Annotated in this window: 19 protein-coding genes; 10 read left to right on the forward strand and 9 right to left on the reverse strand. The window is 67.1% G+C overall.

All coding sequences use genetic code 11. The features are described from left to right. Positions 1 to 7: 7 nt before the first annotated feature. The 5 genes from AC5P8Y_RS16145 to AC5P8Y_RS16165 form a co-directional block, all read right to left on the reverse strand. Complete coding sequence (locus AC5P8Y_RS16145) at positions 8 to 757, reverse strand: cytochrome c1 (protein ID WP_005408841.1); 750 nt, start codon at positions 755 to 757, stop codon at positions 8 to 10. Further along, entirely contained in the window at positions 750 to 2,009 is a 1,260-nt protein-coding gene (locus AC5P8Y_RS16150; RefSeq protein WP_049454044.1) for a cytochrome b, read from the reverse strand. The genes AC5P8Y_RS16145 and AC5P8Y_RS16150 overlap by 8 nt, the downstream gene beginning before the upstream one ends. Continuing rightward, on the reverse strand, positions 2,009 to 2,629 hold the full coding sequence (gene petA, locus AC5P8Y_RS16155) for a ubiquinol-cytochrome c reductase iron-sulfur subunit (RefSeq protein WP_004151998.1): 621 nt from the start codon (positions 2,627 to 2,629) through the stop codon (positions 2,009 to 2,011). Before petA ends, AC5P8Y_RS16150 begins: the two co-directional genes overlap by 1 nt. A gap of 194 nt (positions 2,630 to 2,823) precedes the next feature. Continuing rightward, positions 2,824 to 3,744, reverse strand: a complete 921-nt coding sequence (locus AC5P8Y_RS16160) for a lytic transglycosylase domain-containing protein (protein ID WP_049431894.1) — start codon at positions 3,742 to 3,744, stop codon at positions 2,824 to 2,826. 46 nt (positions 3,745 to 3,790) lie between these two features. Continuing rightward, positions 3,791 to 4,759: a helix-turn-helix transcriptional regulator gene (locus AC5P8Y_RS16165; RefSeq protein ID WP_495202090.1), complete on the reverse strand. Its 969-nt coding sequence runs from the start codon at positions 4,757 to 4,759 to the stop codon at positions 3,791 to 3,793. A gap of 80 nt (positions 4,760 to 4,839) precedes the next feature. Between AC5P8Y_RS16165 and AC5P8Y_RS16170 the strand changes: the two genes are divergently transcribed. Further along, complete coding sequence (locus AC5P8Y_RS16170; protein ID WP_049402735.1) at positions 4,840 to 5,460, forward strand: glutathione S-transferase family protein; 621 nt, start codon at positions 4,840 to 4,842, stop codon at positions 5,458 to 5,460. Positions 5,461 to 5,625: 165 nt separating this feature from the next. Continuing rightward, positions 5,626 to 7,044 carry a tRNA (N6-isopentenyl adenosine(37)-C2)-methylthiotransferase MiaB gene (miaB, locus tag AC5P8Y_RS16175; protein WP_111108361.1) on the forward strand — a complete coding sequence of 473 codons (1,419 nt, stop codon included), beginning with the start codon at positions 5,626 to 5,628 and terminating at the stop codon, positions 7,042 to 7,044. 60 nt (positions 7,045 to 7,104) lie between these two features. Here the strand turns inward: miaB and AC5P8Y_RS16180 are convergent, their stop codons facing one another. From AC5P8Y_RS16180 to AC5P8Y_RS16190, 3 genes are read right to left on the reverse strand one after another with little or no spacing between them, the layout of a single operon-like run. Further along, positions 7,105 to 8,217 carry an ABC transporter permease gene (locus AC5P8Y_RS16180; protein WP_049431887.1) on the reverse strand — a complete coding sequence of 371 codons (1,113 nt, stop codon included), beginning with the start codon at positions 8,215 to 8,217 and terminating at the stop codon, positions 7,105 to 7,107. Then, positions 8,214 to 9,137, reverse strand: coding sequence for an ABC transporter ATP-binding protein (locus AC5P8Y_RS16185; RefSeq protein ID WP_012479664.1), 924 nt, complete (start codon positions 9,135 to 9,137; stop codon positions 8,214 to 8,216). The genes AC5P8Y_RS16180 and AC5P8Y_RS16185 overlap by 4 nt, the downstream gene beginning before the upstream one ends. Positions 9,138 to 9,157: 20 nt before the next feature. Continuing rightward, on the reverse strand, positions 9,158 to 10,114 hold the full coding sequence (locus tag AC5P8Y_RS16190) for an HlyD family secretion protein (RefSeq protein ID WP_049402732.1): 957 nt from the start codon (positions 10,112 to 10,114) through the stop codon (positions 9,158 to 9,160). A gap of 482 nt (positions 10,115 to 10,596) precedes the next feature. Between AC5P8Y_RS16190 and AC5P8Y_RS16195 the strand changes: the two genes are divergently transcribed. From AC5P8Y_RS16195 to AC5P8Y_RS16230, 8 genes are all read left to right on the forward strand, one after another. After that, positions 10,597 to 11,583 (forward strand): PhoH family protein, encoded by a 987-nt coding sequence (locus AC5P8Y_RS16195; protein ID WP_033834734.1) that lies wholly within the window; start codon positions 10,597 to 10,599, stop codon positions 11,581 to 11,583. Further along, on the forward strand, positions 11,580 to 12,065 hold the full coding sequence (gene ybeY / locus AC5P8Y_RS16200) for an rRNA maturation RNase YbeY (protein ID WP_032966554.1): 486 nt from the start codon (positions 11,580 to 11,582) through the stop codon (positions 12,063 to 12,065). Before AC5P8Y_RS16195 ends, ybeY begins: the two co-directional genes overlap by 4 nt. A 48-nt stretch (positions 12,066 to 12,113) precedes the next feature. Continuing rightward, entirely contained in the window at positions 12,114 to 12,722 is a 609-nt protein-coding gene (locus AC5P8Y_RS16205; RefSeq protein WP_049402731.1) for a hypothetical protein, read from the forward strand. A 75-nt stretch (positions 12,723 to 12,797) separates the two neighbouring features. Continuing rightward, positions 12,798 to 13,406, forward strand: coding sequence for a hypothetical protein (locus AC5P8Y_RS16210; RefSeq protein ID WP_111108360.1), 609 nt, complete (start codon positions 12,798 to 12,800; stop codon positions 13,404 to 13,406). Next, entirely contained in the window at positions 13,406 to 13,993 is a 588-nt protein-coding gene (locus tag AC5P8Y_RS16215) for a hypothetical protein (RefSeq protein WP_172711786.1), read from the forward strand. The genes AC5P8Y_RS16210 and AC5P8Y_RS16215 overlap by 1 nt, the downstream gene beginning before the upstream one ends. A 64-nt stretch (positions 13,994 to 14,057) precedes the next feature. Continuing rightward, positions 14,058 to 14,939 (forward strand): CorC family transporter, encoded by an 882-nt coding sequence (locus AC5P8Y_RS16220; protein WP_005408827.1) that lies wholly within the window; start codon positions 14,058 to 14,060, stop codon positions 14,937 to 14,939. Beyond that, positions 14,936 to 16,186 carry a lipoprotein N-acyltransferase Lnb domain-containing protein gene (locus AC5P8Y_RS16225; RefSeq protein WP_164133425.1) on the forward strand — a complete coding sequence of 417 codons (1,251 nt, stop codon included), beginning with the start codon at positions 14,936 to 14,938 and terminating at the stop codon, positions 16,184 to 16,186. The genes AC5P8Y_RS16220 and AC5P8Y_RS16225 overlap by 4 nt, the downstream gene beginning before the upstream one ends. Positions 16,187 to 16,192: 6 nt before the next feature. After that, positions 16,193 to 17,215: a magnesium and cobalt transport protein CorA gene (locus tag AC5P8Y_RS16230; RefSeq protein WP_005408825.1), complete on the forward strand. Its 1,023-nt coding sequence runs from the start codon at positions 16,193 to 16,195 to the stop codon at positions 17,213 to 17,215. Between the two features lie 118 nt (positions 17,216 to 17,333). On the opposite strand, the gene AC5P8Y_RS16235 is transcribed toward AC5P8Y_RS16230, so the two are convergent. After that, positions 17,334 to 18,698 carry an NAD-dependent succinate-semialdehyde dehydrogenase gene (locus AC5P8Y_RS16235; protein ID WP_049402727.1) on the reverse strand — a complete coding sequence of 455 codons (1,365 nt, stop codon included), beginning with the start codon at positions 18,696 to 18,698 and terminating at the stop codon, positions 17,334 to 17,336. Positions 18,699 to 18,755 lie beyond the last annotated feature (57 nt).

The following is an 18,755-nucleotide window of genomic DNA, read 5'->3' on the forward strand; positions in this document are numbered from 1 at the left end:
GGCAGATTCAGTGAACGTCCTTCCAGTATTCCTTCTTCAGCAGGTACAGCAGGAAGGTGAGCAGGGCCAGGAACAGGATCACCCACACGCCCAGCTGCTGGCGCTTGAGCGCGGCCGGTTCACCGGCATACTCGAGGAAGTTGGTGATGTCCCGCACCGCCTGGTCGTACTGCCCGGCATCGACCGACCCGGGCGTTTCGATCTTCAGGCCGGTCACCGGCGGGTCCATGCCGGGCGCTTCCGCCTTGCCGTGCACCGCATGCTGCAGGCCCTGCATCTCCCACAGCGGGTTGGGCATGGAGGCATTGGCGAACAGCGCGTTGTTCCAGCCCAGCGGGCGACTGCTGTCCAGATAGAACGACTTGAGGTAGGTGTAGACCCAGTCACTGCCCCGCACACGCGCGATCAGGCTGAGATCGGGCGGCATCTTGCCGAACCACTTCTCCGCATTCTCCTTGGGCATCGCCACCGGAATCGGGTCGCCGATCGCCGAGCCGGTGAAGTTGAGGTTGTTCATCACCTCTTCCTCGGTCAGGCCCAGGTCCTGCGCCATCCGCGAATAGCGCAGGTACTTCAGCGCGTGGCAGCCGGAGCAGTAATTCATGTATAGCTGCGCGCCGCGCTGCAGCGAAGCGCGGTCGCCCAGATCGTTGCCGGCCTGCAGCAGCTTGGTGCCACCTTCGGCGGCGGAGGCCAGGAAACTGCCCAGCATCAGGGTGGCCGTCAGGGCCAACCGGACCATCCAGCGATCAGTCATGGGTGGTCACCCTCTCCGGTACCGGCTTGGTCTTGTCCAACCGCGTCCATAGCGGCATGGTGATGAAGAACGCGAAGTACAGGAAGGTCAGCACCCGCCCGATGTAGGTCTCGTGCACGTCGGTGCCCGGGCCGGAACCAATCACGCCCAGCCACACGAAGCACACCGCCAGCACGCCCAGCATCACCTTCGAGATCCAGCCGCGGTAGCGCACCGACTTCACCCTGGCCTTGTCCAGCCACGGCACCAGGAACAGGATCGCAATGGCCGAGAACATCACCAGCACGCCACCGAGCTTGTTCGGCACCACGCGCAACATCGCGTAGTAAGGCGTGTAGTACCAGACCGGCTTGATGTGTTCCGGGGTCACCAGGCGGTTGGCCTCGGTGAAGTTGTCATGCTCCAGGAACAGGCCGCCGAAACCGGGCGCGAAGAAGATGATGAAGGCGGCGATGATCAGCAGGAAACCGGCGCCGACGCCATCCTTGAGCGTGTAGTACGGGTGGAACGGGATGCCATCGGCCGGTGCGTTCGGCGACCAGCGGTTGCCCTTCGGCCCCTTCTTGATCTCCACGCCATCGGGGTTGTTCGAACCCACTTCGTGCAGCGCGCCCAGATGCAGTACCACCAGCAGCAACAGCACCAGCGGCAGGGCGATGACATGCAGCGCGAAGAAACGGTTGAGCGTGGCGTCACTGGGCAGGTAATCGCCCATGATCCATTCGGTCAGGCCGTTGCCGATCACCGGTATCGCGCCGAACAGCGAGATGATCACCTTGGCGCCCCAGAACGACATCTGGCCCCACGGCAGCACGTAGCCCATGAAGGCTTCGGCCATCAGCACCAGGTAGATCAGCATGCCGAGGATCCACACCAGCTCGCGCGGCTTCTGGTAACTGCCGTACAGCAGGCCACGGAACATGTGCAGGTAGACCACGATGAAGAACAGCGAGGCACCGGTGGAGTGCATGTAGCGGATCAGCCAGCCCCACTCCACATCGCGCATGATGTATTCGATGGAGCCGAACGCCTCGGCGGCGCTGGTCTTGTAGTGCATCGTCAGGAAGATGCCGGTGACGATCTGGTTGACCAGCACCAGCAGCGCCAGCGAACCGAAGTAGTACCAGATGTTGAAGTTCTTCGGCGCGTAGTACTCGCTGACGTGCTTCCGGTAGACCGGCATCAGGCCCGGCGCGCGGGCATTGACCCAGTCGGCGACGCCGCTGGCGGTACGGGCGAGGATATTGGCCATCAGGCAGCCCCCTGCGGATCGACACCGATGATGATGGTGTTGTCGTCCTGGTAATGGTGCGCGGGCACCTTCAGGTTGATCGGCGCCGGCACGTCCTTGAAGACGCGTCCGGACATGTCGAAGCGCGACTTGTGGCACGGGCAGAAGTAACCGCCCTTCCACTGCGGGTCGTAGGGCTCAGGCCGGATTTCGGCGACCATTTCCGGCGAGCAGCCCAGGTGCGTGCACAGGCCGACCAGTACGGAGATATCCGGCTTGATCGAGCGCAGCTCGGGGTTCTGCTTCAGCACGTAGTCCGGCTGCTGGTCCTTCTCGCCGGACTCGGGGTCCTTGAGGCGGCCATCCAGCCCGTGCAGCGCGTCCAGGATCGCCTTGGACCGCTTGACGATCCAGATCGGCTGGCCACGCCATTCCACGATCAGGCGTTGGCCTTCCTGCAGGGCGCTGATGTCGGCCACCACCGGTGCGCCGGCAAGCTTGGCGCGGGCACTGGGGTTCCAGGATTTGATGAAAGGAACTGCGGTGAATCCGACGCCGACGGCGCCAACCACAGCAGTGGTGGCAGAAAGAAAACGCCGACGTCCGGTGTTGACTGGATCGTGTACCCCATCGTTGGCCATCCGGCACTCCGATATTGATTAGGTAGCTTTAAGGCTGCCAGCGGATCCGGTGGGGGCCAGAGCCGCATTGAATCACGGTCGAGTGTAGCGGAACCGTCGCGCGCCACACAACGCATTGCAACAACATTGATTGCGGGGTTGCCGGCCAGCGGCCGGCACTACCTTTCAAAGGAGTGCCGACCAACGGTCGGCACCTACTGGTGACTCAGGGCGGTGCGGTAACGCTCGGCCAGCTGCCCGACCCGGCGCACGTAGTACTGGGTCTCGCTGTAGGGCGGCACGCCACCGTGGCGGTCGACCGCGCCTTCGCCAGCGTTGTAGCCGGCTGCGGCAAGGGTCAGGTCGCCATTGAAGCGTTTCAGCAACCACGCAAGATACTGCACGCCGCCACGGATGTTCTGCCCGGCGTCATAGGAATCGCTTACGCCGAAGCGCGCGGCAGTCGGCGGCATCAGCTGCATCAGGCCCTGCGCGCCAGCACGGCTGAGCGCGGTCGGGTTGTAGGCCGACTCGGCATGGATGATGGCGCGCACCACCGCCTCCTCCACGCCGAACTCGCGCGCGGCCGAGGTGATCTCGGCCTGGAAGGCCGAGGTGTTCAGGCGCACGGTGCCGAAGTCCACGCGTGGATTGACCCCACAGGCATAGCAACGTTCCATGAAGCTGTAGCGGATGGTCCGGACCGGGCCGAGGTTGGCCACCTGTGCCGGGCGCGCACTGGTGTAGTGGCGCACGCCATCCTTCATGAAGGAATACACCTGGCCACTGACCATGCGCCCGCTGCGCGAGGCGACCGGCTGTGCGGGACCGGATGCCGGCACGGACGCAGGCGCGACCGTTGCCGGCGCTGCGGCACTCGCGGCAACTGCCACCGGGTTGCGTTCGATGCTGGCCATCGTGGTGGATGCCGGCCTGGGCGCGGCCACCACCGGTCGAGGTGCCGGGCGGGTGTCACGGGTGTAGCTGATGGTGCTGCAGCGCGCGCCGGCCACCCGCTTGCTCACATAACTGGTGACGCCGTCAGCGCCCTGGCACTTGTACAGGGTTCCAGCGCTGGCCGGCGCAGCGGTCAGCGCAGCGATGATGATCGCCGTTGTCCCCAGTATCCCCTTCATGGCGGCGAGTGTCCCAGCTTCGCCGGGGCTTGCCAAGCGACGTGGCTCAGCCTGTGACCGGCGGCACAGCCAGCAGCTGGCCGAGGCCCGCCAGGCGCTGTGCCAGTTCGTCGCGCAGGCCCGGCGGGGTGGTCCAAAGCGCCACGGGTAGGCGGTCCAGGCTGAGAATCTGCGCCAGCATCATGCCGCGGCTCTCGGCGCCCATGCGCAGCAGGCAGTGGTCTGGGCCATCCGCTTCCAGTACTCCACACCACGGCGGGATGCGGCCTTCCAGCTCGGAATGGCTGCCGGACAGGCGGAGGATGGCCTGCAGCGCGAACGGCGCCTGGCTGACCGCCTGCCGCACCATCACATCGGGCGGCGCCGGGGTGCGCCGGTGCAGGCCCGGCCCGGCGCACTCACGTACGGCGCCCATGCGGTCCACGCGCAGGGTGCGCCAGTCCTGCCGCCCCAGGTCCCAGGCAAGCAGATACCAGCGTCGCCCGTAATTGACCAGGTGCTGGGCCTCGACCTCGCGCTGGGTGACGGCTTCCTGCGCGCTGCGGTATTCGAAGGCCAGCCGTGACGCCTGTCGGCAGTGCTGGGCCAGCCGCCCGAGCAGGCGTGCGTCGGTGGACGTAAGGTCGGACAGGGTGGCCGTCGCTGCATGCACCTCGCCGGCCTGCTGGCGACGACGGGTCGGCACCAGCGGATCGAGCTTGGACAACAGGCCACGCGCGGTGTCGTCGATCCCGGCAACGGTGGCCGCGGCTGCGCGCAGGGCGATGGCCAGGGTGGTCGCCTCCTCCTCGTCCAGCAGCATCGGCAGCACCGGGGCCCCGGCCCCCAACTGGTAGCCGCCGCCGACCCCGGACGAGGCCTGCACCGGATAGCCCAGCTCGCGCAGGCGCTCGATATCACGGCGGATGCTGCGCCGGTCCACGCCCATGCGCTCGGCGAGCTCGGCCCCGGACCACTGGCGGCGGGCCTGCAGCAGGGCGATCAGGCGCAGCAGACGATGGGCGGTATGGCGCATGAAGGATCGAGGACAGAAGTCGTCCGCAATAGTGCCCCAGGATGGCCTCCAGTTCACCACCCACCGCAAGGAGCAATGCCATGAATTCACGCCAGATCACCCTGTACCACGCCGCCCGTTCCCGCTCGAGCGGCGCCGTGGCCCTGCTCGAAGCGCTGGGTGCCGACTACCGCATGCAGGTGCTGGACCTGAAAGCCGGCGCCAACCTGGCCCCGGCCTACCTGGCCATAAACCCGATGGGCAAGGTGCCGGCCATCGTCCACAACGGCGCACTGGTGACCGAGCAGGTGGCAATCTACCTGTACCTGGCCGACCTGTATCCGGAAGCCGGGCTGGCGCCGCCGATCGGTGACGCCCTGCGCGGGCCCTATCTGCGCTGGATGGCCTTCTATGGCGCCTGTTTCGAGCCGGCGATGGTCGACAAGGCGATGCACCGCGAGCCGCCGCCGCGCCTGATGTCGCCGTACAACGATGCCGAGACCGTGCTGCAGGTGGTCGAGGCCCAGCTGGCGCAGGGCCCGTACCTGCTGGGCGAGGTCATGAGCGCCGCCGACGTGCTGTGGGGCAATGCACTGGCGTGGACCACGGCCTTTGGCCTGGTACAGCCGGCGCCGGCCACGGCTGACTACATCGCACGGATGAGCGCGATGACCGCGTTCGACCGTTCGCGGCAGATCGATGCGGAGCTGGTGGCGGCCTGAGGCGTGCCGCCGGGCGCGGCCGGGGGGCGGACCCGCAGTTCCAGTAGATCCACGCCATGGGTGGATGAATACAGCCAGGCATGGCCTGGCTCTACTGGGCCGGCGCACGCGCCGGGATGCAGGTAGAATTGCCGGCTTTCCCGCCACCCGAATGGATTAAGCGCCATGACCGGGACGCCAGACGTCTTTCCGCCCGCCCCGCCGGGCGGTGCCCCGCTCGTTGCCCTGCCCGCCGGTCCGCGCAAGCCCGACCAGGTGAAAGGCAAGCTGTACATCAAGACCCACGGTTGCCAGATGAACGAGTACGACTCGGCCAAGATGGCCGACGTGCTCGCCGCCAGCGATGGCCTGGAACTGACCGATACCCCGGAAGACGCCGACGTCATCCTGGTCAACACCTGCTCCATCCGCGAGAAGGCGCAGGAGAAGGTGTTCAGCCAGCTCGGCGTCTGGAAGGGCCTGAAGAACAAGGGCCGCGAGGTCATCATCGGCGTGGGCGGCTGCGTTGCCTCGCAGGAAGGCGAGGCGATCATCAAGCGTGCGCCGTTCGTGGACCTTGTGTTCGGCCCGCAGACCCTGCACCGGCTGCCGGAGCTGATCCGCGCCCGCCGCGAGCAGAAGCGCCCGCAGGTGGACATCAGCTTCCCCGAGATCGAGAAGTTCGACCGTCTGCCGGAACCGCGTGCCGAAGGCGCTTCGGCGTTCGTGTCGATCATGGAAGGCTGCTCGAAGTACTGCTCGTTCTGCGTGGTGCCCTACACCCGCGGCACCGAAGTCAGCCGCCCGTTCGAGGACGTGGCGGTGGAAGTGGCGCAGCTGGCCGCGCAGGGCGTGCGCGAAATCAACCTGCTCGGGCAGAACGTCAATGCCTATCGCGGCCCCTATGGAGATGGCGAGTTCGCCGATCTCGGTCTGCTGATCCGGACCATCGCCGAGATCGACGGCGTCGGCCGCATCCGCTTCACCACCTCGCACCCGCTGGAGTTCAGCGACTCGCTGATCGATGCGTTCCGCGACGTGCCGCAGCTGGCCAACTTCCTGCACCTGCCGGTGCAGGCCGGCAGCGACCGCGTACTGTCGGCGATGAAGCGCGGCTATACCGCACTGGAATTCAAGTCGAAGATCCGCAAGCTGCGCGCGGTGCGCCCGGACATCTCGATCAGCTCGGACTTCATCGTCGGCTTCCCCGGCGAAACCGATGCCGATTTCGAGAAGACCATGAAGCTGATCGAGGACATCGGCTTCGACCACAGCTTCTCCTTCATCTATTCGCGCCGCCCGGGCACGCCGGCGGCCGACCTGGAGGACACGATCAGCGATGCCGAAAAGCACGCTCGCCTGTCGCGCCTGCAGGAGCGCATCAATGCGCACGCCGCCGGCATCTCCGAGAAGATGGTCGGTACCGTGCAGACCGTGCTGGTGGAAGGCCCTTCGCGCAAGAACCCGAACGAACTGACCGGCAAGACCGAGAACATGCGTTCGGTGAACTTCCCTGCGCCGGCGCGGCTGATCGGCCAGTTCGTGGATGTGGTGATTACCGAGGCGCTGACCAATTCGCTGCGCGCGCGCGTGGTGGCGGAATAAGGTGCGCCGACCAACGGTCGGCACCCACCGGGGTGGATGCCGACCGTTGGTCGGCATGCCTCAATCCAGTCGCTTGCGGAAACGCAGGATCGCCAGGGTCATCATCACCGCGATGAAGGCCAGCAGCGCCAGCGCGTCGTGCCACAGCTCCCACAGCGACGCTCCGCGCAGCATGATGCCGCGCACCAGGCGCAGGAAGTGGGTCAGCGGCAGTACTTCGGCCAGCCATTGCACCGGCCGCGGCATGCCCGCGAACGGGAACATGAAGCCCGACAGCAGGATCGACGGCAGGAACAGGAACAGGGTCATCTGCATCGCCTGGAACTGCGAGCGCGCGCGCGTGGAAATCAGCAGCCCCAGTGCGAGGTTGGCCAGCACCAGCAGCACCGCGGCCAGGTAGATATCGAGCAGGCTGCCGCGGATCGGCACCTGGAACAGCCAGGTGCCCAGCACCAGCACCAGCGTGGTCTGCAGCAGGCCGATGGCTGCATAGGGCAGCACCTTGCCCACCATCAGTTCGCTGCGCGACACCGGTGTGGCGATCAGCAGCTCCATGTTGCCGCGTTCGCGTTCACGCACCACCGCCACCGCCGTGAACATCACCAGGGTCATGGTCAGGATCACCCCGATCAGGCCTGGCACGATGTTCACCGCCGAACGCCGCTGCGGGTTGTAGAAGCTGGTCACGCTGATTGGACCATCGGCGATGCTGCCTTCGCGCAGCGGCCGCGTGTTGCTGGTCGGTCGCGTCTCCAGCGGCACCTGCGCCAGCTGGATCGCCGCGCTCTGCACCACGGTGTCGCTGCCATCAACCAGCACCTGCACCGCCTCGCGTCCATCGAAGCGACGGCGCTCGAAGTCGGCCGGCACCACGATGCCGACACTGATCTCGCCACGCCGCAGCGCCTGCATCAACTGGTCGGGCGTATAGGCTTCGCTGCGCGGCGTGATCACGCCGGTGGCGACCATGTCCTGCACCAGCGCGCGTGACGCCGCACTGCTGGCCTGGTCGGCGACACCTGCGTCGAGGTGGCGCAGGTTGAGATTGATCGCGTAGCCGAACAGCAGCAGCTGCATCACCGGAATGCCGACGATCATCGCCAGCGTGATGCGGTCGCGGCGCAGCTGGCGCAATTCCTTGAGCATGATCGCCCACAGCCGGCGCAGGTTCATGCCGCTGGCTCCCGGCCACGGCCGCGGGTGGCGGCGACGAAGACGTCTTCCAGGTTCGGCGCCACCGCCTCGATGCGGGCCTGCGGGTCGGCGCTGGCCAGCGCGCGCCGCAACGCTGGCGTATCGGCGGCCGCCTCGCTGCACAGCACGCGCAGCTGCGTGCCGATCTGTGCCACGCTCAGCACGCCGGGCAGCTCAGACAATGCGCGGCTGGCCTGCCGCGGCTGCGCCGACGTGACCTGCAGCGTGCGGCCGTCCAGCCGTGCACACAGTTCGGCCGGCGTGCCATCGGCGACCAGCGCGCCTCGATCGAGGATCGCCAGCCGGTGGCAGCGCTCGGCTTCGTCCATGTAGTGGGTCGATACCAGCACGGTGGTACCGGCGTCGGCAAGTTCAAACAGGGCCTCCCAGAAATCGCGGCGTGACTCCGGGTCAACCGCGCTGGTCGGCTCGTCCAGGAACAACAGCTCGGGCGCGTGCACGACGGCGCCGGCCAGCGCCAGGCGCTGCTTCTGGCCACCACTGAGGGTGCCGGCCAGCTGCGGCTGCCGGTCCAGGAGACGGTACTGCTGCAGCAGTTCGTCGACCCGCTGCCGGGCCTGCGTACGCGGCAGGTCCTGGATGGCGGCGAGGAATTCCAGGTTCTCGCGCACCGAAAGGTCTTCATACAACGAGAAGCGCTGGGTCATGTAGCCGATGCGCCGGCGCAGTGCCTCGGCCTGCTCCGGCACGGCCAGGCCGAGCACCTCGATCTGGCCGGCGCTCGGTTCCAGCAGGCCGCACAGCATGCGGATGGTGGTCGACTTGCCCGACCCGTTCGGGCCCAGGAAGCCATAGACCTGGCCACGCGGCACGGTCAGGTCGACATTGTCCACGGCCAGCAGATCGCCGAAGCGGCGGGTCAGGCCCTGGGCATGCACCGCGATGTCGTTGCCGGTGTTCAGAAGGTCACCTGCACCGGCATTCCCGCCGGCAGCTTCCGCATGTCGGCGGCGTCGTCCACTTCGATCTCGGCGAGGTAGCTCAGGCGCGCGACGTCGTCACCGGTCAACGCGTAGTACGGCGTAAATGACGGCTCGCTGCGGATCGAGCGCACATGCCCCTTCAACGCAGTGCCCTGCCCTTCCAGGTGCACCTGCGCGACCTGCCCGACCTTGACCTGCAACCGCAATGGCTGCGGCAGGTAGACGCGCGCATAGGGGCGCTCGCCGACCAGCATCACCGCCAGCGGCGCGCCGACCGGCGCCTGGTCGCCCTGCCGGTAAGGCAAGGCATCGACCACGCCGTCGCGCGGCGCACGCAATTGCAGCTTCTGCAGGTTCACGGCCTGCACTGCCTGTTGCGCCTGCGCGGCATCGGCGGTGGCCTGGCCCTGGGCGATATCCTGCACACGGCTGCCGTGCACCCGCTCCAGCCAGGCCTGCTCGGCAGCACGCACGCTGGCCTCGGCATTGCCGGCGGCGGCACGTGCACGATCCAGCTCAGCGGCGGCAATCAAGCGCTGCTGTGCCAACGGCTGGACCCGTCGGTAATAGGCACTTGCTTCGGCAGCCTGCGCGCGCAGCGCGGCCAGTTGCGCCTGGGCCTGCGCGATCTGCTCCTGGCGTGGGCCGATCTTCAGTTCTTCCAGCTGCGCCTGCGCACGCGCCGTATCAGCCTGCGCTGCGGCGAACTGCGCGTCGCCGCGGGCCGGGTCGAGCTGCATCAGCACGGCGCCGGCCTTGACCTGCTGTCCCTCGCGCACCTCCACCGTGGCGATCACTTCGGCCGCCGGTGCCGGCACCGTGATCCGGTCCCACTCCAGCGTGCCCAGTGCAGTCGGTGTCGACTGCCCACACCCGGCAAGCAGGCCGATGCCCGCCAGTCCGATTCCTCGCATCCCGTTGCCGATGCCCATGCCATCCCCTCCTGCGACGGCGACACGGTGCCATGTGCCCCGTGCACCCTCAATGATTCCGATCAGCCCTGGCGGTTTTTTCGCCACGCGCGGGCACGCCTTTTGCTGCAAGGCTCCGCACCACCTATCCACAGGTTGATTCGGCATCATTCCACAACCGTTGTGGAAATCCGCCAGCGCGCGGCTTTGTTGCTCGCCCGGCAACGAAACCTGCACTGTCGTCACGATGAATGCCCCCGTGCAGGCCCCCCGTGGCAGTGTTGCCGAAGCGACGAGCGACCATGACGTTTTTTTCACCAGGACCTCATGGGCCTTGTGGCACAAGCATTGCGAGGGTCTATCCACAGGTTTTCGCGCGCCCCGTCCACACCGGGTGTGGAAAACGCTGTATCGACCGTCTGCTGGCCGTGTGCCCCGCACGCGCGCTACCCTTGTCTCCCCTGAATACACTGCGGTGGAAGGCGTCCGCCCCACCCGAAGCAATGAAAAGCATCGAGCATCGAGACTTCACCCTGTCGCCGGAAGACAACGAACGGCTGGCCAACCTGTGTGGCCCGTTCGACGGGCACCTGCGGCAGATCGAACTGAAACTCGGCGTGGAAATCGCCAACCGTGGCTTCGTGTTCCGCATCAGCGGGCCGAACGAAGCCATCGTCGAGGCGCAGAAGCTGGTTGAAGCGCTGTACGCCGAAGCCGGCGAAACGACCTTCGACAACCACGCCATCCACCTGCGCCTGGCGCAGGCCAATGTCGAGCAGATCGCCGAGCGCTCCTACGAAGCGCAGGAGGTGGCGATCAAGGTCAAGCGCGGCACGGTACGCGGGCGCGGTGCCAACCAGGCCCGCTACCTGCACCAGATCGCAACCCACGACATCAACTTCGGCATCGGGCCGGCCGGCACCGGCAAGACCTTCCTGGCCGTGGCCAGCGCGGTCGAAGCACTGAACGAATCGCGGGTGCAGCGGCTGATCCTGGTCCGTCCCGCGGTGGAAGCCGGCGAGAAGCTGGGCTTCCTGCCCGGCGACCTGAGCCAGAAGGTCGATCCCTATCTGCGACCGCTGTACGACGCCCTGTACGAGATGATGGGCGTGGAGAAGGTGGTCAAGCTGCTGGAAAGGAACGTCATCGAGATCGCGCCGCTGGCCTATATGCGTGGCCGCACGCTCAACGATGCGTTCGTGATCCTGGACGAAGCACAGAACACCACCATCGAGCAGATGAAGATGTTCCTGACCCGCCTCGGCTACGGCTCCACCGCGGTGGTCACCGGTGACCTGACCCAGACCGACCTGCCCAAGCACGTGAAGTCGGGCCTGCGCGACGCCATCGATGTGCTGCGCGACGTGGAGGGTGTCAGCTTCACCTTCTTCGAATCCCGCGACGTGGTCCGCCACCCGCTGGTGGCGCGTATCGTCAGCGCCTACGACCGCCGCGACCTGCATCAGATCCAACCTGGAGCGACTCCATGACCCGTGGTCCCGTGCGACTGGACGTCGCCGTCAGTTATGCCCTGCCGCGTGCCGGCCTGCCGGCGGCAGTGAGCTTCCGCAGGTGGGTGGCTGCCGCGCTGAAGGGCCGCATCCGCGAGGCCGACCTGGCCATCCGCGTGGTCGACGCCAAGGAAGGCCAGTCGTTGAACCGCCACTACCGTGGCAAGGACTACGCCACCAACGTGCTCAGCTTCCCGGCCGAAGTGCCCGAAGGCCTGCCCAAGGGCGTCAAGTTCCCGCTGCTCGGCGATCTGGTGATCTGTGCACCTGTCGTAGCGCGGGAGGCCGACGAACAGGGCAAGGCGCTCAACGCCCACTACGCGCACCTGACCGTGCACGGCGTGCTGCACCTGCTCGGCTGGGACCACGAGGACGACAAGGAAGCCGAAGCGATGGAACAGCTGGAACGGGAGATCCTGGCCGAGCTGGGCATCGACGACCCCTACGCGGGCGAGCGCTGACACCGGGCCCTGTTCCGAGCCCACGCACTCACGGAAGAGGAGCGCAGCATGACCCTGCCCGCACTTGTGCTTGCCGCGCTACTGCAGTCCGGGGCAGGCCTGATGCCCGATCCTGACCGTCCCTCACCGTTCCCCGCCAGCGACAGCGAGGCCGACATCGCCGCAAAGATCGCCGAACTACGGGCGTTCTTCGGCAGCAGCGAGCGCGACACCCGCAACATCGTCGCCACTGCCCAGCAACGGGCACTGATCGAGCGCCTGGAAGCGCGGCACGCGGCACGTCTGGCCGGCATATGGGTGGACAATGCGAGGGGCTGGAACGTTGTCGTGCGACTGACAGGCGCCGCACCCGAGGCCGATGAGACACATCCAGGGGCGGATGGCCCGCAACGTGTGCGCTACATCACCGGCGCCGCGATGACCGAAGCGGAGATGACGCGCCGCCTGCACGCACAGCAGGACTGGCTGCGGGCCCAGCTGCCCGACCTGTTCGGCCATGGCCTGGATGTCAAGACCGGGGAGCTGGAGGTGGAGCTGCGGGATACCCCAGCCAACCGCGCGACGGCGGCGGCCGTGCGTGACCACCTGCAGGCGCGACTGGGCTACCCGGTCAGGCTGCGCTGGTACCCAGCGGCCACGCGCTGGAATCCGCCCTGACTGCGCCACGGCTGGAGTGCCAGCCCATGCGCTGAGCTACTGTTCAACACCGGCCAGGACGCGGAAGGAAAAAGGATGAACCCAGGGAACAGCTTCACGACGTTTGCGATGGCCCCCGGCCTGCTCGCGGGCCTGCTGGTGCTGGGCGCTTACACCTTGCGCCGCATCAGCGCCCGCGACCCCGGCGGCAGGCACTGGCTGCTGCGCAGCCTGGCCCTGCTGTCGCCCGTGTGCCTGCTGGCCGGGCTGGCGATCGGCATGTTCGGCCCGCACCTCACAGGTAGAGCTGAACCCGCCCACCTGCCGGGGCTTTGGGAAACGTCGATGGTGCTGATACTGGTCGGTGCCTTGACCCTGCCAGTACTGTGGCGAACGCTGCTGCAGCAGTGGCTTGGCAGGCCGGCCAATGCACTCCCGTTCTTCCACGCCAGCCGCACCTCGCTGCTGGTGCTGTTCGTGCTGGCCGTGATCTACATGAAAGTGGCCAGGACAGCCGCGGCGGAACTGATGCCCTGGCTGACCAGCCCGGGCCTGTGGCCGGCGGTGGCGCGCATCGCGGGGCAATCGATGCAGGTCGCCATGCTTGCGGTTGTGCTGACTCTCTCACTGATGGTCGTACGGCGGGCGATGACCGGTTTCCTGCGCCTTCTCAGCGGGCTGTTCCGGCGCTCGCCGGGGCTATGATGGCGGCCCCTCGCCTGCGGAAACCGACCGTGTCACTGCGCTGCTGTCTGCCCCTGCTCTGTGCCCTCGCCGCTCCCTCCGCCTTCGCCACCCGCCTGGACCTGCCGGCCCTGATCGAATGCCGCCAGGGCGTGGCCGAGCAGGCCGCGCTGGCGCCGCTGCTGGCCGATCCGCTGAAGGCCGTGGCCCAGGGCCTGCAGCCGCTGCCGCAGGGCAACCAGTTCATGAGCGAGTTCCGGCTGGCCAGCCCGATCACCGTCTTCGGCCAACAGACCGATCGGGTGGCGGTGGCCGGCGCCAGCGTCATGGCCGTCCTCGACCAGGCCGACCCACGCCCGCTGGCCAAACGGCTGGAATTGGAGACCGGCTACGACCAGGACGGCAAGTTCATGGCCGGCCGCGAACTGGTCAGCCGCGACGTGACCGACCCGAAGACCGGCGAGGCCCAGATCGAGTCGATCATCCTCAGCGTCTCCACCGTGGCCTCCCACCCGGGCAAGACCCTGGCCGGCTGCACCTACAGCCTGGACCTGCCCGAGGAGGCGCCGGCCGCGGCCGCCCCAGCCCCGGCCACCGGCAGTCACTGACAGGCCGTCACATCCTGCTAGACTTGGGTCAACGCCCGGCCTGCCGGGTGCCTTTTTTCCAGAGATGTCAGAAGACGACAGTAGTAGCTCCCCTGCGGAGCACAGTGAAAAGAAGCGCGGCTGGCTTGAACGCCTGACCTCCGCCTTCTCCGGCGAACCCCATACCCGCGACGAGCTGGTCGCTGTCCTGCACACCGCGCAGGAAGAGGGTCTGATCGCCGCCGATACCCTGAAGATGATGGAAGGCGCCATTTCGGTGGCCGAGCTGACCGTGGGCGACGTGATGATCTCGCGCTCGCAGATGGTCTCGCTGCCGGTTGAAGCGCCCTTCCTGGAACTGATGAAGCAGGTGGTCGAATCCGGCCATTCACGCTTCCCGGTACACGGCGAGAACAAGGACGACATCCTTGGCATCCTGCTGGCCAAGGACCTGCTGCGCGGCGTGGTCGCCGACAACGGTCCGGCCAACGTGCGCGAGCTGCTGCGCCCGGCGGTCCTGATCCCGGAAGCGAAGAAGCTCAACGTGCTGCTGAAGGAATTCCGCCTGTCGCGCAACCACATGGCCATCGTGGTGGACGAGTACGGCGGTGTCGCTGGCCTGGTCACCATCGAGGACGTGCTGGAACAGATCGTCGGCGAGATCGACGATGAGCATGACGAGGCCGAGGATCCCTCGGCGCAGATCGCGATCCAGTCCGACGGCCAGTACGTGGTCGACGCGCTGACCCCGATCGGCGACTTCAACGAGCGATTCGGCGCGACGTTCTCCGACGAGGACTACGACACCATCGGCGGCCTGGTCACCGAGGCCGTGGGCCACCTGCCGGAAGTCGGTGACGAGCTGGCGCTGGACCGCTTCATGTTCCGCGTGGCCCGCGCCGATGCGCGCCGGGTACAGGCCTTCCACGTGACCGTGCTGCCGCCGGACGCGCAGGACGACGCTTGAAGCGCCGCGGCCTGATCCTCATGGTGTGGCTGGCACTCTACGTGCTGGCCATGGCCCTGCCGCTGGCCGCCTTCGCGCAGCCGGCGCCGGCCACACCTGCCGTGCCCGCGGCCAGCGCTGAAGCCCCTGCTCCGCGCATCGGCGTGGTGACCATGCAGCCGGGCACGGTGTTCTTCGAACGCTTCGGCCATGACGCCATCGTGGTGGTCGATCCGCTCAGCGGTGAAGCGACCTCGTACAACTTCGGCTACTTCGATCCGTCCGAGGACGATTTCGTCAGCCGCTTCGCGCGCGGCGACATGATGTACTACCTGGTGGCGCTGCCGCTGCAGCAGGACCTGTCGTACTACGACGAGACCGGCCGTGGCGCCAGCGTGCAATGGCTGGACCTGCGCCCGGACCAGGCGCGCTCGCTGGCCGCCGGCCTGGCCGAGCGGGCCAAACCGGAAAACGCGCGTTACCACTACGATTACTACACCGCCAACTGCGCCACGATGGTGCGCGACACGCTGGACAAGGCGCTCGGCGGCGGCCTGCAGTCGCAGCTGTCGGGGCGCTCGCGTGGCAACACCTATCGCAGTGAATCGGTCCGTCTGGCCTCGCCGGCACCCTGGATGTGGCTGGGCTTCGATGTAGGCCTCGGACCGTTCGCCGACCAGCCGCTGTCGCGCTGGCAGGAAGCGTTCGTCCCGATGCGCCTGGCCGATGCCCTGCGCCAGGCACGCAACAGCGATGGCCGGCCGCTGGTGCAGTCCGAACAGGAACTGTTGCCGCACCGCATCGATCCGGAGCCGAAGGAGTTCGCACGCCGCTGGTGGCCGTGGCTGCTGTGTGGCCTGGTGATCGCCGCTGGCGTGCTGGCGCTGCGCAACCGCCCGCGCCTGCTGGCCGGGCTGGCCCTGCCGTTCTGGCTGCTGTGCGCCCTGTTCGGTGGCGTGCTGGTGTTCCTGTGGGGCTTCAGCATCCACTATGCCGCATGGGCCAACCGCAACCTGCTGCTGCTTTCGCCACTGGCCGTGCTGCTGCTGCCGGGCGCGATCGCACTGCTGCGCCGGCGCGTGCCGGGACGCATGTTCAGGATCGTGCTGTGGCTGCTGGCGGTACAGGCGGTGGCCGCGCTGGTGCTGCACTGGCTGAGCCTGCAGGCGCAGTACAACGTGCAGTGGATCGTGCTGCTGCTGCCGGTGCACATGGCACTGGCGTGGGTGCTGGCGCGTCGTCCTCACTTGTCCGAAACACGGCCCTGACGCACGATGGCGGGCATGTCATTGCCCGCCTCCGCTTCCGCCCCCGCTTCGGCCAACCCTACCTGCGTCATCAACTGCGTCCACTACGATGACGAGGGCAAGCGCCACGACATCAGCCTGGATGCCATCAGCGATGTCATTGCCAGCGGCAACGGCTTCGTCTGGGTCGGCCTGTACGACCCCAACGAAGACGTGCTGCTGAAACTGCAGGAAGAATTCTGCCTGCACGACCTGGCCATCGAGGATGCGCGCAACGCGCACCAGCGGCCCAAGGTCGAGACCTATGGCAACTCGTTGTTCGTGGTGGTGACCACCGCGCAGATGGTCGACGAACGCATCCAGTATGGCGAAACCCATGCCTTCCTCGGCCCGCGCTTCCTGGTGACGGTCCGCCACGGCGCCTCGCTGTCCTACGCGCCGGTGCGCGCACGCGTCGAGCGCGAGCCGCAGCTGCTGAAGATGGGCCCGTCGTACTGCCTGTACGCGGTGACCGACTTCGTGGTCGACAACTACCTGCCGATCGTGCACCGCTTCCGCGACACCCTGGACCTGCTGGAAAAGGACATCTTCGCCGACACCTACAAGCGCAGCACGGTGGTGCGGCTGTACGAGCTCAAGCGCGAACTGAACAAGATGCGGATGGCGGTGGCGCCGTTGCAGGACGTGCTGGCGCAGCTGCGCCGCTACCAGGGCGAACTGATTCCCGATGAAGTGAAGCTCTACGTGCGTGACGTGCATGACCATGCGGTGCGCATCAGCGATGTGATCGACACCCTGCGCGAGATGCTGGGCACCGCGCTGAGCGTGAACCTTTCGCTGGTGACACTGGCGCAGGGCGAGACGGTCAAGCGGCTGGGCGCCTGGGCTGCGCTGCTCGCCGCGCCGACGCTGATCACCAGCTGGTACGGCATGAACTTCAGTCACATGCCGGAGCTGAGCGAACCCTGGTCGTACCCGCTGATGATCGTTGGCGTGGGCGGTGTGTGCGTCGGGCTGTACCGGTTGTTCAAGCGCGCGAAGTGGTTGTAGGGCGTATCGACCAACGGTCGATACCCACCAAGCACGGCACATGCCCCGCTTCTGGTAGTGCCGGCCGCTGGCCGGCAACCCGGCAATGCCGGCCGGCGGCCGGCACTACAGTTCGGGATCAAGCCACGTAGACGGTCTTGATGTTCATGAACTCATGGATGCCATGGTCAGCCAGCTCCCGACCAAAGCCTGACTGCTTGCTGCCGCCGAACGGCAGCCGCGCGTCGCTCTTGACGATGGCGTTGACGAACGCCGCACCGCATTCCATGCGCTGCGCGAAGCGCTCGCCGCGTACCGGATCGCCGGTCCACACGCTGCCGCCCAGGCCGAAGCGGGTGTCGTTGGCCACGCGCAGTGCCTCGGCCTCATCCTTGACCCGGATCACCGCGGCCACCGGCCCGAACAGCTCCTCGTCATACGCTGGCATGCCCGGGCCGACCTGATCGAGCACCGTGGCCGGATAGCCGGCATGGGTGCCGGCAATCGGCTCACCACCGATCAGCACCCGCGCGCCCTTGGCCACACTGGCCTGCACCTGCTTGTGCAGTTCGTCGCGCAGGTCGGCGCGCGCCATCGGCGCCAGCGTGGTGCCCCGCTCGTCAGGGTCGCCATACTGGCGCTCGCCCGCCGCTTCCACGAAGCGACGGGTGAATTCATCGGCCACCGCCTCGACCACGATGAAGCGCTTGGCCGCGATGCAGGTCTGGCCGCTGTTGTCGAAGCGTGACTTCACTGCCGCGGCCACGGTCTTGTCGAGGTCGGCATCGTCGAGCACCACGAAGGCATCGCTGCCGCCGAGCTCCATCACCGACTTCTTCAGCTGGCCGCCGGCATTGGAAGCGATCGAGCGCCCTGCCCGCTCGCTGCCGGTCAGCGTCACCGCCTTCACCCGCGCGTCGCGCAGCACCTCGGCGGCCTGGTCGTTGTCGATGTGCAGCACGTCGAACACGCCATCGGGCAGGCCGCCGTCACGGCACACCGCCAGGATCAGGTCGGCGCACTGCGGCACGTTGCTGGCGTGCTTGAGCAGGGCCACGTTGCCAGCCATGAACGCCGGGGCCAGGAAACGGAACACCTGCCAGATCGGGAAATTCCACGGCATCACCGCGAACACGCAGCCGATCGGCTCGTAGCGCACGTAGCTGCGCTGGGCTTCGGTATCGATCAGCTGCGGCTTGAGATAGTCGGCCGCGTGATCGGCATAGTACTCGCAGGCGGCAGCGCACTTGTCGACCTCGGCCAGCGCCTCGGCCTTGAGCTTGCCCATCTCGTGGGTCATCGCCTGCTGCAGGTCGTCGCGCCGCGTGCGCAGCTGCGCGGCGATCTGGCGAAGGATGGCGCCGCGGTCCTGCAGCGAGCGATCTGCCCAGCCCGGAAATGCATCGGCAGCGGCCTGCAGGCGCTGCTCGATGTCGGCTGCGCCCATCAGTTCATGGCGGTAGGTCACCTGTCCGGTGGCCGGGTCGACGATCTCGACGGTCATGGGGGATCTCCATCTGGAAGACCCCCATTGTGCGCCGCCGGCTGTGAGCCGGGTGTT

This window comes from Stenotrophomonas sp. YJH_SMC_12-1 (assembly GCF_059370935.1).